The sequence below is a fragment of the Chitinispirillales bacterium ANBcel5 genome (assembly GCA_029688955.1).
Classification (GTDB): domain Bacteria; phylum Fibrobacterota; class Chitinivibrionia; order Chitinivibrionales; family Chitinispirillaceae; genus Cellulosispirillum; species Cellulosispirillum alkaliphilum.
The window spans coordinates 22306-37841 of the sequence record JARUKZ010000004.1 but is presented as its reverse complement, the minus strand read 5'-3'; the positions used below and the strand labels follow the sequence as shown (position 1 = coordinate 37841).

At 42.7% G+C, this 15536-nt stretch carries 7 protein-coding genes and 1 tRNA gene; 5 read left to right on the top strand and 3 right to left on the bottom strand.

What is annotated here, in order from left to right:
* Position 1: 1 nt before the first annotated feature.
* Together QA601_03140 and QA601_03135 are read right to left on the bottom strand one after the other, a co-directional pair.
* Positions 2-3088: a transglycosylase domain-containing protein gene (locus tag QA601_03140; GenBank protein MDG5814058.1), complete on the bottom strand. Its 3087-nt coding sequence runs from the start codon at positions 3086-3088 to the stop codon at positions 2-4.
* A gap of 182 nt (positions 3089-3270) precedes the next feature.
* Positions 3271-3342, bottom strand: a tRNA-Gly gene (locus tag QA601_03135).
* Between the two features lie 202 nt (positions 3343-3544).
* Between QA601_03135 and icd the strand changes: the two genes are divergently transcribed.
* The 5 genes from icd (at position 3545) to QA601_03110 (ending at position 14876) form a co-directional block, all read left to right on the top strand.
* The gene (gene icd, locus QA601_03130) at positions 3545-4750 is read left to right on the top strand and encodes an NADP-dependent isocitrate dehydrogenase (protein ID MDG5814057.1); all 1206 of its coding nucleotides are present in this window, start codon (positions 3545-3547) and stop codon (positions 4748-4750) included.
* 64 nt (positions 4751-4814) lie between these two features.
* The gene (locus QA601_03125; GenBank protein MDG5814056.1) at positions 4815-5444 is read left to right on the top strand and encodes a hypothetical protein; all 630 of its coding nucleotides are present in this window, start codon (positions 4815-4817) and stop codon (positions 5442-5444) included.
* Positions 5428-7827 (top strand): PorV/PorQ family protein, encoded by a 2400-nt coding sequence (locus tag QA601_03120; GenBank protein MDG5814055.1) that lies wholly within the window; start codon positions 5428-5430, stop codon positions 7825-7827. The genes QA601_03125 and QA601_03120 overlap by 17 nt, the downstream gene beginning before the upstream one ends.
* 51 nt (positions 7828-7878) lie before the next feature.
* Positions 7879-11574 (top strand): hypothetical protein, encoded by a 3696-nt coding sequence (locus tag QA601_03115; protein MDG5814054.1) that lies wholly within the window; start codon positions 7879-7881, stop codon positions 11572-11574.
* A 26-nt stretch (positions 11575-11600) separates the two neighbouring features.
* Positions 11601-14876: a hypothetical protein gene (locus QA601_03110; GenBank protein MDG5814053.1), complete on the top strand. Its 3276-nt coding sequence runs from the start codon at positions 11601-11603 to the stop codon at positions 14874-14876.
* On the opposite strand, the gene aroD is transcribed toward QA601_03110, so the two are convergent.
* Entirely contained in the window at positions 14788-15522 is a 735-nt protein-coding gene (aroD, locus tag QA601_03105) for a type I 3-dehydroquinate dehydratase (GenBank protein ID MDG5814052.1), read from the bottom strand. The two genes, QA601_03110 and aroD, sit on opposite strands and share 89 nt — an antisense overlap.
* Between the last annotated feature and the right edge of the window lie 14 nt (positions 15523-15536).

Sequence of the window (15536 nt, the reverse complement as noted above, 5' to 3'; positions counted from 1 at the left end):
TTCAATTCTTTAAACTACTAAGCAGTGACTGTATCGCTGTTTGAATGTCCCGTTTTAAAAAGCGATTATCAGGCTCAAGCTCTAAGATTTGAGCTAAAACAGATTCTGCCCGCTCTTTGGAACCCGGGTTTCTAAGCTCGTTTACAAGGTTATGATACTTTTCAGATTGTTCACCCAAATAGGGTGCAAAACTTAACATTTTGCTGTAATTTTTTCCCCTCAACCTTAACCTTCCTCTCCTTGCTCTTTCAAATACCACCTCATCAGGTTCAATATCTGATCTTAAACCGGTCCTAAGCCTAATAAAAGTACGGGATAGCAGGGAAAGATCGGTTTCCTCCATTTGAAAACTATATATCTCATCTCTTGATACCTGATTAGTAATTTGTGACTCATAGTCACTATAGAAACCTTCCGTGCAGGAGATCCCAAAGTCGTGTAACAGATTACGTGATAAATAGCCATGAAGCCCCTTGCCATCACGTGCTCCAGTATAATGCAAATTACCTTCTGCGATACCTGTCAGAGTAACATCCAATAGCTCCTCTTCAGGTATCTTTTCCGGATCTGAAATCGTATCTACCCACTTATCCTTCTCTACGCTTCTAATCAAATCCTCCCGGGTGAGACGAAGTCTCAAAACAGCGTTCCATAACCCATAGTTTGTCCGTGAAGCATCATTCACATCGGCATTAAATGGCCTTATTATATGATCGGTAGTACCACTTTTTGCAAAATTGCTTACCACTCCCTCTCTAAAACTGTCTTCAAGACATATATCATAAGACCCCAAATTATCCTGAGGTGAGGAGGTAAGCCTTTTATGCAGCGCAAGTTGTACAGGTTTTAAGCTCTCAGGATCGCCAAGCAATTCAACATGTCGTAGGGTATCGTTGATTTGAATATCTCTTCCCGCCAGGGTGATCTGTTTTAGCACCAATCCGGGGTTGTTTGCCGGCTGAAGCACAAGCTTATTATTATGTAGCGCATTGAACAGATACATCTGCTCGAAAAGAGACAGTTCAAGTGTTCCAAGTGCTACAGAGTACAGATCTGATGGTGTGTTTGATGATTTAACAGCAGAAGGATCTGCAATAATGCCTGCAATGGCTTTGTAAATATCGGGTCCGGTAATCTCATTGCGGGGCACTTGCAATCCAAGCCTTTTATAGAAATGTATAACTTCTTTTGCTAGAGAATTCTCAGTTTCTTTCAAATCGGTGTTGAGTCTGTATATGGTTTCTACAGTTAGTATGTTATTGGATCGTGCAAGGTGATTATACAGAAAGTCATATCCGTCGAATGAGCGGTGATGATTATGGACCGGATATCCCTGATCCCCCTGTGCATTAATGTATCTCATCCCAACAGGCTCTTTGTCGTTTAGAAGAAGCGTTCTTGCCCATGCAACCGAATCTGAAATCTCAAGCTCATCTGAGGCCATTTCATAGGGACGGTAGATCCCAAGATCATAAGCGAGGGCAAAGAGAATCGGCTTGGCAATACTTGAACCATTGGGAATCCTGTTTCGTAAAAGTGACGTAAGCCTGCTGCCAAGTCGGTCTTTCGAATAGTAGGCAAGGAGCTGATGGTTTTTTGAATCCATCATTGCATAAGCATAGTACTGGCCAGGTACAGACATGGTATCACGCAGATAGTAGAAACAGGAACGTCGCACAACTCCTCCATCCCTGCTTCGGTAACGGATGTTTGTGACAATGGTATCATTTTTATTTAATTGGACGGTAGTCTTAGAAACAGGGTCTGTGAATACAGAATCCTTTTGTAACACATATAAACGTCTAAGGGTATCTGGAGGTAGTTTTTCCATTTCCAGATTGATTCCCTTGCTCCCGATTCTCCTATCGGTTCTAATAACGGTATCCGGACCAAAGCCTCTTGAGTCTACCTGTTTTTCAAGGTATCTCTGAAGCCTGTAATCGATTGTTAATTGAATAGTGAGATTTCCAAAGCGCCTGACCATACTCTCCGGGTTTGCGATATCCATTTGAGTAACTTCTTCAGTGCTCATCCCCTTTGATTTAGCTACTTTTCGCCAGTATTCATTGGCTAGATCAAGTATATGGCTGTGCCTGGGAATGATTGGCCGGGGAGACTGAAAGGTGAGATTATCAAGAGAACCTTTAATCGATTCTACCTGTTTATCGGACCATTGTAGATGATTGGCCAACTCCGGCATACTGGCTTTAACCTGGGCAATTATTCTGCCCGGGAGATGTCGGTTCCATCTAACCAATCTGGCCAGATAAAGATTCTGAGCTGTATCGAGTTCATTGGGAGGTTTACCAAAAAGTCCCCTGCTTATGTCATAATATCCCCGCATTCCCCGACCAGCTGAAACGCAGTGATTGATATAGACTGTTAAAATTTCTTCATCAGTGAAACGTTTTTTAAGAGCCTGGGCAAGTTGCAATTCCTTTAATTTGTTAGCTATTCCCCTTTGAGAATAGGCGTAGCCCAGATTGTTGGTCCGTAGCATAAGAAACCTGGCGACCTGCATATGAATGGTACTTGTTCCTCTGGGCATTAATAATCGCCCGGAAGAAGCAGATCGTGCCAAGGCATCTGCCAAAGATCTGACCAGAGCTTTATAGTCGTAGGCATTTTTTCTCTCATAAAAGCGCTGGTCCTCTGTAATGATCAACGCTTTTAGCAGCAAATCATCTATTTCATCCAGTGAAACACAGGTATGAGTTGTCTGTATTTCCGAAAGCGGTATACCGTGCCTATCAGTTACTCGTATAGTCTTTCTAAAATCACGTATCTGGTTAAGTTCAGTAACTGCGGCAAGTGAGGGAAAATCCCGTATCTTTTCTTTCTGATCGTCACCTGTTTTTTTTCTTTCCGCCACTTCCTTCTGAGCCGCTTGAGCCATCTCTGCATTGAGATTAATCTCCTGCCAGACGAATCCGTAATCGGTGCTCAAAAGCCCTTTTTCTTCCAAAGCGATGAGTCTTTTTGCACCAATAGTAACATACATACCCAGAAGAAAATTTCCACCGAAATAAAATAACGGTGGCAAAAGTACTAAACTGACCAAAACAGCAACAACGATTTTTTTCTTCATACTATTTGCTTCTCACTACATTGAAAACGTCACCAGAAAAATAAATATACTTCTCTGCCCAAGTCCGCAACCACTTCCTAAACCATTGATTTAAACATAGTTGATTGCTCTGGAGAGCATTCTTCTTTTTGTGGCAATATCTTACTGTTTTTTTTGGAAAGAAAGACTGAGGAGTAAATTAAAGCGGGAGACGGGACTCGAACCCGCGACCTCAACCTTGGGAAGGTTGCACTCTACCATTGAGTTACTCCCGCGAATGTGGATAAAGATATATATTACTGCAATCGCTGTCAATACCCTAGAGGCTTGTAAGTGGAGTGAGTGAAAACGTATTTTACAATACCTGTAGAAAAAGTAGGTAAAAATGCTTTAATCATGGGCATCTTTCTCAGGTATTTGCTATATTGGGCTCTAATTTCACTTTCACCTTTAAAAAAATATCTTTAGGAGTTATCAATGGCAGAGAAGATAGCAATGGAAAATGGGGTGCTTAAGGTTCCTGAAAACCCGGTAATTCCCTACATTGAAGGAGACGGAACAGGTCCAGATATCTGGAAATCGGCAAGCTATGTTCTTGATCAGGCCGTTCAGAAGGCTTATGGGGGCAAACGTAAAATAGTGTGGAAAGAAGTTTTAGCCGGTGAGAAAGCGTTTAATCAGACTGGCAGTTGGCTTCCCGATGAAACTATCAGTACCTTTAAAGAATACCTTTTGGGTATAAAGGGGCCCCTTACTACACCTGTAGGTGAAGGTATCCGTTCTTTGAATGTTGCGCTCAGACAGATCCTTGAGCTTTATGTTTGCCTCAGACCTGTTAGATACTTCCAAGGTGTCCCTTCTCCCGTTAAAAACCCCGAAAAGGTAGACATGGCAGTTTTTAGGGAAAATACCGAGGATGTTTATTCTGGTAAAGAGCTTGAAATGGGTACAGATGAAGTAAAAAAACTTATCAATTTCTGTAAAAAAGAATATAATTGGGATATAAGAGAAGATTCTGGTATTGGAATCAAACCCATTTCAAAAACAGGTTCACAGCGCCTTATTCGCGCAGCCATAAATTATGCCATTGAAAATAACCGCAAAAGTGTTACTCTTGTTCATAAGGGAAATATTCAGAAGTTCACTGAAGGCGCGTTCAGAAAATGGGGCTATGAGCTTGCTGCATCCGAATTCGCCGGAAAAGTTGTAAGCTGGGATGAGTGTAACGGGAATCCACAGCCAGGGCAGATACTTATTAAGGATGCCATCGCAGACATTTTCTTTCAGCAGGCACTTACACGGGCAGATGAATTTGATGTGGTTGCAACAATGAATCTTAACGGTGACTATATCAGTGATGCTCTTGCAGCCCAAGTCGGGGGTATAGGAATCGCCCCGGGGGCAAATATCAATTATGATACAGGGCATGCGATTTTTGAAGCAACCCATGGTACTGCACCCAAATATGCAAACCAGGATAAGGTTAACCCTTCATCCGTTCTTCTCTCCGGTGAGTTGATGCTTCGATATATGCGTTGGACAGAGGCTGCGGATCTGATTATTAATGGCATTGAAAATGCCATTCGTAAGAAAACTGTTACCTATGATTTTGCACGTCTTATGGATGGTGCACAGACAGTATCATGTTCACAGTTCGGTAAAGAAATCGTGAATAATATGTAAGATGTTTTAAAGTGGTTGTGCTCAACCCGGACACAACCACTTCTTAGACTCTGGAGCAAACAAAATGGCAGCGTTTCTGATAGGTCTGATACTTGTTTTAATCCTTGTTATTATTGCAATAAGAGTAGGCGTGGAGAAGGAGGAGGCGGAAGAAACCCCAATCGATTCACAGATCCATGTAAGTGGAATCTACTCTGTGTTTAGAAGAGATCCACGGGAGCAACTTGAAAAAATCAGACCTTCAGAAGAAGAAATCCGAAAATATCTAAGCGCTAAAAACGAAGACATAGGTAAGTTGCCGCTCAGTGACTCTGATCGTGAGGAGATAATCGTAGCCTGGAATAGCTATATCGATAAAAATGTCCTGGCCATAGAGAAAGGGGATAGTCAGGGTGTTGAATTCTATTATTACGACTTTCCCTATGAGTGCCCCGGGTGCAAAGACTTTCTCTCAAGGGGGCACTATGTAAGCCGGGAGGAGATATATAAGCACCCCCATATTATTCCTCCTTTTCACCTTGGCTGTGTATGCATGATTATTCCTCACAGTGGTACCGAAAATCTTAGGGAAACGACTGAAACGGGCTTGCGCCCATTTTTCGATAAAGGACAGATCCCTCAACTTCCTGAGTGGACCTGTATAGTAAAATCTCCTGACAAACAGAGGTATGCAATTGATGAAAGCGGTAAATAATCCAAAAAAATCCGGGAAATATCTTCTACTTACAGCATTACTGTTAATTTATGCCAATGAAGCATTTGCGTCTCAGTCTGCTGTTATAACTCTTGCCTTTCCCGTAGGAGCCCGTCCTACAGCTCTTGGTGAAGCATTTACCGGGCTTGCTAATGATGCCAACGCGACCTTCTACAATCCCGCTGGCCTGGGGCTCTCACCCATGGCAAGCACCTGGAAGACATTTCTGCCAGACACCTCATTTAATGCTGTTGCAACAAAACCCAGAGGTGAATTTGGAGTCAGAAACCGAGTATGGGCCGGGTTTGATGGCGGTCTGTTACGATTTAACGGAAGAGCATGGGAAAACAGCGTCTCTTATCTATTGAACCCCGATGATGACTTACAATCTATCGTGAAAAGACGGTTAAACATTGATGATGAATCGATGATCGAAGACGCAATCTGGGAGATAAAAAAGCATAATGATATAGGAATGAAAACATATGCACTTATCTCCTCCGCTCTTAAGGACAATATTAGTTCCGATATTTTTGAAGCTGCCCAAAAAACTCCCGGCTCCCTTGCAAGAGAACTCAGTTCTCTGCCCCCTTCTCAACAAAACTTATTTCATGTCCAATCACTGCTTTCTGACTATGTTGACTCTGCAAATGTAAACACTTTCTCACAAACAATTGTCGAGCTTTTCGCTACTCCTGACAGACACCTTGAAGACCTCCTAGACATCGAAATTCCATACACAATTGCTATTGAAGATACAGTAACAGCAATGCTTTTAGATGATTCGGAGCGTTTATGGATTGGAACACCAAAGGGACTATGGCGCCTCGATGGTGAACAGTGGAACCATTATACAACCCAGAATGGCCTACCTTCAAACAGAATCACTGCCCTTTCAACCGGAAGAGGTGGAGTAGTTGCAGTAGGAACAGACAACGGTGCAGCTGTTTTTAGAACCGGAGGATGGGATACGATCGATTCTGAACATTTCCCCCACCCAACTGTTACTTCTATAGCTATTACTGCGTCAAACGCGATCTATGCAGGTACATCAAAAGGCCTTCTTCGGAAAGATAATACCGGTATTACTGTGTTAGATACCTCAGCGGGACTAATTTCCAACTCCGTTACAGCACTTTTCTATGACTCACAGCAAAGATTGTGGACAGGTGGTGAGGGAGGCATTTCAATAAACCAAGGCAACAGATGGAGACGTTTTCGTTTCCCCGATAGCTATATCTACACCTTTGCAGAGCATAACAGTGGGGCCGTATGGATAGGAACAAACCAGGGTGTGATCACTTATACTGAAGGTCCTGCCAAGGTTAGTGAAGATGGAACTGCTATTCGCAGCACCCCCGAGTGGCAGACTTATCATTCAAGGAACGTATTACGGGGCGATAATGTTTATCATATAGCTATGCATGACAATGACGTATGGTTAGCCACAGACAAGGCTGTTCAACAATACGATTATGCAGAACGTCAATTCTCTTTCTTCTATGAGCAGCTTTTGCCAGAATTTAACCTTCCTGATCTCTGGCATATATACCTCACGCTTGTTTATCCCACAGAAGACTGGGGAACATTTGGTTTCTTTGTTAATTATATTAACATGGGAAATAACGAGCTAACATCCGAATCGGATGTAGTTATTGGAGAACAAAGATCATGGGAAGGGGTTTTTGGCCTCTCTTATGGATTCTCAATTAAGGAAGATCTCGCGCTTGGATTAAATGTAAAATACGTTCACAGTGCACTTGCCCCGGGAGTTGGGGATCATGGTGAAGGGGTAGGGCGAACCTTCGCGGTTGATGCATCTGTACTCAAAAAAGATATGCTAATAGATAATCTTGACTTTGGATTTATGCTTCAGAATATGGGACCCCGGATATTTTATGTTAGTCAGGATCAGGCAGACCCAATCCCTTTTACTTTAAGACTTGGGCTTGCCTATCATGCGGTTCAAACGCCAATCCATGATCTGACGTTTGTTTTTGACGCATACAGAGAGGTCGTTAAAAATTATCAGGACGATCCTCCGGATCCATTCTGGAAAGCATTATGGACAGGGATGCTTGCAAATGAAGACACCAGATGGACTGATGAATTGGCAGAAATAATACTGAGCTTGGGGGCAGAATACTGGTATTCTGATTTTGTAGCCCTGCGGTCCGGATTTATGGCAGACTATATAGGGGAACGTTATGAGCTTACTTTAGGGCTTGGTATTAAATATGGAAATCTCAATTTTGACTGGTCATACATTCATTCGCCAGAAGGTTTTATGGAGAGTGTTGTAAACAAAATTAACTCTCAAAAAACTGGTGCTAATGGGAGCCGTCATGGCCAGTGGCGTTTATCACTTCTCTTTAGTTTCTAATGCTTACATCAGAAGCGAAACTCCAGGGTAATCTTTTTTGGAAACACAATCATGATTAAATTCTTTTTACTAATCTCCGGTCTTCTTATGACCGGAGCACTCAGTACTATTCAAGCCAGCTCCGAATCAGTTGTCGGTGGACCACGAGGTAACTATCCCTATCTGTTTAAAGGTACAAGTGAAAAAAACCTGGTTAAAACCGCCCGAGATCATCAATGGTCATTGAATTTCCCGATGCAAGGCAATGATACACTTCTCGTCATTGCTCTTAGGGTCGAATTTAAAAGGGATACCTCTGATTTAAATACAGGAAACGGCCTCTTTGGAATGAGAGGTGGTGGTGATTCTAAAGAACAGAAATACATTAACAAAGACACCGTTTACAGGTATGACAAACTACCTCATGACTCTCTCTACTTTGCTCAGCAGCTTGATGCTGTAAGTCAATATTATAATAAAGTCTCTCGTGGTCGTCTTACCTTAGAGCATAGAATATATCCCTCAGGTTCCGGTGAAACAGGATACCAGGTAGATTCAACGATGATCCACTACTCACCCGGATACAAAAGGAGTGCAGAATCATGGGATGAATACTATGAGAGAAAAACATTTGGATTAGTCGAATTCATACGAGATGCAATTGAAGTAGCTGATAGAGACCAATCGACATCTCCCTTTCGAAATCTTTACCGCGACTCTAATGGAATTTTGCGGGAAGTTGGCACAAACAAAAAAGCTGTTATACTCATCTTTCACGCTGGCTCATCCTACCTCACTGATGGAGGGATGGATGGAGCGGCTTATGCCGACTCTCCTTCAGATATGATTGATGCTTTTATCAATCCTGATTTTTTCAGCTATTACCAGGATACCCTTGAGCTCGATCAGGAAGGGGTTACCGTTACCGGTTCTTCCGGTTCCATTCTCATTGATGAAGTCATGATGTGCTCAGAGACCTCGAACCAGGACGGACTCAACTGGGGTATTCAGGGTATTCTCGTTAATCAAATTGCTCGTCAGCTCGGTATTCCTGACCTGTTCTCTACATCAAGCGGCGTTACTGCTATAGGAGCTTTTTGCATTATGGATTTCGCTGGATACTCAGCTGGTAGAGGTTTTATTCCACCCTACCCTTCAGCCTGGGTGCGCGCCTTTATGGGATGGGATCGGGCTCATACAGTACAAATTGGAGAAAACTATACAAATCGGGTGAAAGCTCTTTCAATGGTTCTTGATAAACCTCCCGAAGAGTTGTGGAATGATACCACCATCCTGCTTATTCCTATAAATGATCATGAGTATTACCTTGTTGAAAACAGACAACGCAATCTCTCGGGAAACAGGGATAAATTTTTGTATGACACGTTAAGAAACCGGGAATATATCCGTTCATATCCTTTTAATTTCGATCTTGATGAAAATATCGATTCGGTTACAGGCAGATCAAATGTTATTCAAAGCGCAATAAATAATGACATCAGCCTTCCTGCATCAGGGGTTCTTGTATGGCATGTGGATGAACGAATTATTCGCAAAAGAATGAGGTACAATCAGGTCAACGCTGATTCGAGTTACAGAGGTGTTCGTCTTGTGGAAGCTGATGGGATCAATGATCTTGGGGTTACTTTCACCAACATGTTCTACCAGGCAGCCTATGATTATGGGGGTGCCGAGGATGTCTTTCCCCACACCAGGGATTCAAGCGGGGCGATATCAAGAGTAAACAGCTTTGGCCCCTATACCAGCCCATCAACCCGAAGCAACGATGGTGGACACAGCTTTCTTGAAATTACTATCGATCATTCAAGCGATTCTCCCAGACGTGAGCGAATGATCAGAAGTGGTGGTGGAGATTATTTCTCCTATAACTACGTGGACTCAATCTTCAATGTTACAGTCAGAAGAGATCACAGTCACCCATCCTGGCCACGTAAAGCGATTCCGGATTTTTTCTATGATCCTTTACTCGCCAATTTAGACTCGCAATCTGAAGACCGGGAACTGATACTTACAGGTGCTTCGGGCAGAATGTATGTATTTAGCTTAGATAGTTTAACACCACAGTCCTTTGGTGAAAGAAGCGAATATCATAAACAGGTCAACTTCCTGGGAGATACACTTACTGACTCTTCAACCTCTGTAACATATCTGGATAGTATACCGGGTTTATTTACCTTTTCAACACTGGTGAATGACCATGTCTACACTCCTTCAAAAGATGGTTTTATCCACGTTTTACGCGCAGTAAATTCATCCCAGTCTGAGATAGAGCACATAACACTGCCACACCCCCCAAGCTCTTACATAAGTTCGATTGGTGATTCGACCTGGGCTGTAGGGCTTGAAGGTGGCTACGTAGTATTCGGATCGGGTGCAAACACCACTCAAATGGTCAAGCTTTCATCAGACAGCTCCGTTAACGCTATTGCAGCGCTCAGGGATGCACCGGAGAAGATTGTATCGGTTCAAAGCAACGGTAAGCTCTCCATTTGTAATCTCTACTCAGAATCTCCTGAACGAAGTACGAAGATCTCTCATGGTATCCCTCCGTTTTCACTCGTTACAGGAGACCTTAATAGAAATGAAAACAGTGAAATTATTGTTACCGACAGCAGACAGGGCATTTGGGTGTATACTTCTGAGCTTGAGCTTGCTTACGGATGGAGCGAAGAACCCAATGACTGGCCTAATGCATATCATTACGAAAGTATAGACGAAAATCGAGACCGCAACAAGTATCATTATAATGTATCCGCGCCTGTTTTTGCAGACATTGACCGAAATGGTTATTTGGATATAGTTGTTGGAGGAACAAACGGAGTGTATGCACTTAATTACAAAGGGGTGCTTTTAAGTGACTGGCCAGCATACCTGGATAATCGTTACTGGTATCAACGGGGCAGTATTACCTCTTCTCCCATAATTCTTACCAATGAAAATTCAGAACCTCACATTCTGTTTTCATCCCCTACCGGTGAAAACTCCACTTACACTTTTACCAAAATAGAAAGTGCTGACAGGGAAAGAGGTGTTGTTTCTTTTTACAGAACTGATGGGGTGCTTGATAGCATATGGGATCTTTCGAGCTCAGAAGTTGATACTATACTTACGCTCAATGATTCAATCATAGCTCCTTATGTTTTACCCGGCGGATTCATCGATGCACTTAATTCATCTGCAAATCGTCCGCTTTCATCATCATTACCCGGCTCCGGACCTCTACCTCAATCACCATGGCCAATTACAACCGGTTCCCCTGTTACCACATCCCCTCTTGTTGCACGAACCGATCACCGAGCGCAACCGGATCTTTTTGCAGTATCTTCCGGAGGGTCTGTTTATCGCTGGAGATTACCGCAAAAAATCATGCCCGACTCACTTTTCTGGCCCCAAACCGGCTATGATGCTGCAAGATCATTTGCATACCTGGGCTCTTTAACTGACATTATCGAAGTTCAAACGGAACCTATTGAGTTCTTCAGCTACCCCAATCCTACCCAGGGAAGCAGGGAGGCTGTTTTCAAATACCAGTTTTCAGATGAAGCACAAAATGTGAGGCTTGACATTTTCTCAGTCACCGGATTTGAAATGGATTCCTTTAGAGACATCTCCGGAAGTTATCCCGGGTGGAATGAGTTTGCGGTACCGCTCAGACACTACGGCCCTGGTGTTTACAGATGCCGTCTTGAAGCGACAATTAATGGCAGGCGACATGTTAAATACTGGAAAATGGCTGTTACAAAATAATTAGGGAATTATCTAAGCAGGTAAATATGCAAAAATATGTTATTTCTGTTCTGTTTCTACTCTTCTTTTTTAGTATAGGCCATACTGCCAGATTCAATGCCTTTGGCCTTGATCTGTATACTGTGGAATCTGAAAACTTTCGTATCCATTACCACAACGGCCTAGATCATCTTGTTCATAGAACAGCCTGCAAACTTGAAGAACTCTACGATATTTTCGCCAACACGTACCATATCGAACTACCCGGGAAAACAGATGTAATTCTTTATGATGAAGACTTACCAAATGCATTTGCCTATCCCCCACTAAACACTATCTTTATTGGCACCCATAACTTTGATTTCAATCTCAGAGGAAGTCACGAATGGTTTGATGATGTTATTACTCATGAATTTGCCCATATAGTTTCAATCAGAAGCTCCTCCAAATTACCCCCCTGGATCCCTTATATACAGGGCGGTGCCTTCTCGCATCCAAATGAACCCAACCGCCTTGAAGCACTTCACGTTTTCCCATCCACAATTCTTCCACAGTGGTTTGCTGAAGGTATAGCACAGTATGAAAGCTCTTTGCACGGCTCCGATCGATGGGATAGCCACAGAGATATGATCATGCGTACCCTTGCACTATCGGGAAATATGCTTTCCTGGGACCATATGCATGTATTTACCGGTACCATAGATAAGTACGAAAACTCATATAATCATGGGTTTTCATTGGTTATCTACATTGCCGAAAACTATGGATACGAAAAAGTTGTTTCATTGCTGCGTGAGTGCTCACGAATTGACAGACTTACATTCGACGGAGCAGTTAAGGCTGTTTTAGGTATATCGGGTCAAGAGCTCTACAATGAGTGGCAACTATATCTCTACAATAATTACCATGAACAAATTGAAAACATTGGTACCCAGGTTTTTGGTAGAAAAATCAGTGAATTTGGGTTTTCCAATTTCAGGCCCCGCTTTTCACCATCTGGTGATCGTATCTATTATCTCTCCAATGGCGAAAGCCACTCCTTCAGACAGACGCTTGTATCCTACAGCTTAAGTGATACAGTTGAAGAGGATAATCGTTTAAGATTTGAGTCCCCCATTAGTGGTAATTTCCATTTTAACGGACCAGGCAATCTTATATCTTTTACCTCTAACCACTCCAGAAGCTCAAGAATGAATGCAAAAGATGGTGGGCAGAGAAGGTTTGACCTTTTTATAGACACTTTGCCTTCTGAACCTGTTAAGCCTTCCTTTTTTCGCAGGAACAAAACTTACAGACAAGTTACCGAACAAAAAGGTATCTTCTCAGGTTCCTTTTCACCTGATGGAGACATACTGGCTGCCGTACAGCGTCGAATTGATCGTTATTTTCTCGCTCAGGTAGATACCTCTGGTGAAAATTTTAGAGTCCTGTACCCCGATACATCTTCCTACGAAAACTTTTTTAGTAAAATTTACGACGTGACATGGTCTCCTGATGGCAGAACTATAGCGCTTGATTACATAGATAACACTAACCGCAAAATTGGTTTGTATGATACTTTAACTGGTACATTTACCGTGGTGTGTGAAACTAAACACGATCAAAGAGACCCCTATTTCAGCCCCGATGGCTCTTCATTGTATTTTTCTTCGGATCGCACCGGTATATTTAACATATACCGATTTAACTTTGATACCAATACTCTCGAAAAACTGACAAATGTTTCAGGTGGTGCTTTCTCTCCCGGTGTTTGTCCTGATGAAGAAAGACTTGTTTATGCAGGTTACGACCCTGAGGGGCACCATATTTACATGCTCGATTCTATTAAAGTGCTCTCTTCACAGACTAAAGTCGATGGGGTTACAGCCCGTAGTAAGCCACAAATCGATCAACCACAAACTTCTGTAAGTTTACCCCGCGCATACTCCTATTATCCCCGTCAAGTACTGCTAACCCCAACTCTTATTTCTGAAGCAGCTACAACGAGTGAAGACGACGTATTTAAAGGTGTAAGTAGTTTTAAACTTGGTGCTATCATTAATCTCATGGACCCCTTCGCATGGGCCGGATTAGGTACTGAGATCGGTGCCTACGCGCTAATTGAAGCAGGTAAAATTTTCAGATTTTTTAATTTTGATGATGGGGGGATCAGTACCTCTGTAAACTACGATCTTGGTGCTTTTGCCGTAACAAGCCTGCTTCCAGTAGATGTAACAATCGATTATATGCTCAGAGGGGTAACCGGCAATGACACTTTTTATGATGAATCCGAAGGTGAAGAACTATCCCTTCCATACAAAATTCAGATCCACAATTTGCTCCTCATAGCTTCTCACCATTCTAATGCTACTGTCCTGGGCAGAGTACCAGCTGGCTTTGGTGTGTATCTTTTCACCGGTTTCAACAGAGATGATGTAAAGCTTAATCTTGGCAAAACCTATCCAGGAGAAGGAATTTTTTCGTACAATTTAGGAAAAGGGTACAGAATCGGAACTATGGGTACTTTTGTAAACCGTTCCAATAACAAACGAGCATCTATCTCTCCCCGTGGCTTTGCTGCAAAAGTTCAATACGACTTTTGGAACCAGTATTCGTTAAAGGAAGAAAACAGTTTCGATATAGATGGTGGCAGAATGAGAGAAAATTATGACACCTACAATTTTCATCAAATAAACGCAAGAGCTATTATGGGAACCGGATCACCATTGCACAATATGCATGATCTTTACTTTGACCTGTCCGGCTCTTATGTTAAACCTGTAAACGACACCCAATTACCATCGTTTTATCTTCCTGTAACATGGCTCCCCGGCTATACCTATTATTACAGGGACGAGTTGCAGCGTATAGAACATGGTGATACCACTTCAAGAACTGGTGACACCGTTCTTATCTCAGGAAATGCTGTTCTTGATGCAAGGTTCTCTTATCGCTTCCCACTGTGGCCAGGAAATATCAATCGCCGGCTTAGTTTCATCCATTTCGAATACCTCTACGGAGCTATCAACCTTTCGGGTGGAACCGGACTGGATAACCCAATGGATTTCTTTGATTTCAACAGAGCTGATTGGTTACTTTCATATGGAGCGGAGATTCGCCTTCAGGCACAAACATTTAGCACCTACCCCCTTGCCGTCAACCTAAGATGGGATCACGGTATCGATAAATCTAAAGATAAAGGGGGGCACCGGTTTACGTTTTCTATAGGTTTTGATTTTGATAGCTGGGGTAGAATTAATCAACCGGACTATCTTCTCCCAGGCCGTCGTTCTTCTGATCGCAACCCCTTGAGAATGGGAAGTATGCATTCAGCTCCCCGATAAGCTTCATTACCGGGAGCTGCCCGGGTGCAACCGGTTCACCCAGAAATCCATAGGTAAAAAGTGAGCCAAATATGGGTGCTGCGATGCGACTTATACTCCCCATAGCACCCATAGAAATCGTCACCAGTAGTTTCGAAGAGTCTTCAGTGAACCTCATTAAGCGCGTAACATCCTTTTGATTGTTCGCCATAACCGCTATTTTCACTATATCAGCGCCCTGATCTATCGAACGTTTTACTATATCTTCAAGGCCGTTTTGATCCGGGGTCTTCTCAAAATCATGCTCCGAGATCATTATGGTTTTACCACTTGCAGCAGAAACGATTTGATCTGAATCTGTTGCCCCTAGCTCAACATCCACGCAGTCAATGTAAGGAGCGATAGCTTTAAATAGCTCCACTCTGTGCAAACGGGTTCTTTCATTTTCTCTAACGGTACCGAGAACAGGAATATCCACCGAATTTTTGATACATTCAAGATAAGTAAGGATTTTTTCTATGGGTTCACTGAAAAGGTCAACTCTCAGTTCCAATAAATCTGCACCACGTTTGCTGAATTCCTTCAGTTCATCCACTGGCATCATTTTATCTACTATAAGCACAACACCCGGTTTTCTTTTAAAATCCAATCTCGCTGAAATTGCCATTGTACTGAGCGGCT

Coding starts and splice junctions, on each gene's coding strand:
- icd (MDG5814057.1), top strand. CDS start 3,545: ATGGCAGAGAAGATAGCAATGGAAAATGGGGTGCTTAAGGTTCCTGAA.
- QA601_03115 (MDG5814054.1), top strand. CDS start 7,879: ATGATTAAATTCTTTTTACTAATCTCCGGTCTTCTTATGACCGGAGCA.
- QA601_03125 (MDG5814056.1), top strand. CDS start 4,815: ATGGCAGCGTTTCTGATAGGTCTGATACTTGTTTTAATCCTTGTTATT.
- QA601_03120 (MDG5814055.1), top strand. CDS start 5,428: ATGAAAGCGGTAAATAATCCAAAAAAATCCGGGAAATATCTTCTACTT.
- QA601_03140 (MDG5814058.1), bottom strand. CDS start 3,088: ATGAAGAAAAAAATCGTTGTTGCTGTTTTGGTCAGTTTAGTACTTTTG.
- QA601_03110 (MDG5814053.1), top strand. CDS start 11,601: ATGCAAAAATATGTTATTTCTGTTCTGTTTCTACTCTTCTTTTTTAGT.
- aroD (MDG5814052.1), bottom strand. CDS start 15,522: ATGGCAATTTCAGCGAGATTGGATTTTAAAAGAAAACCGGGTGTTGTG.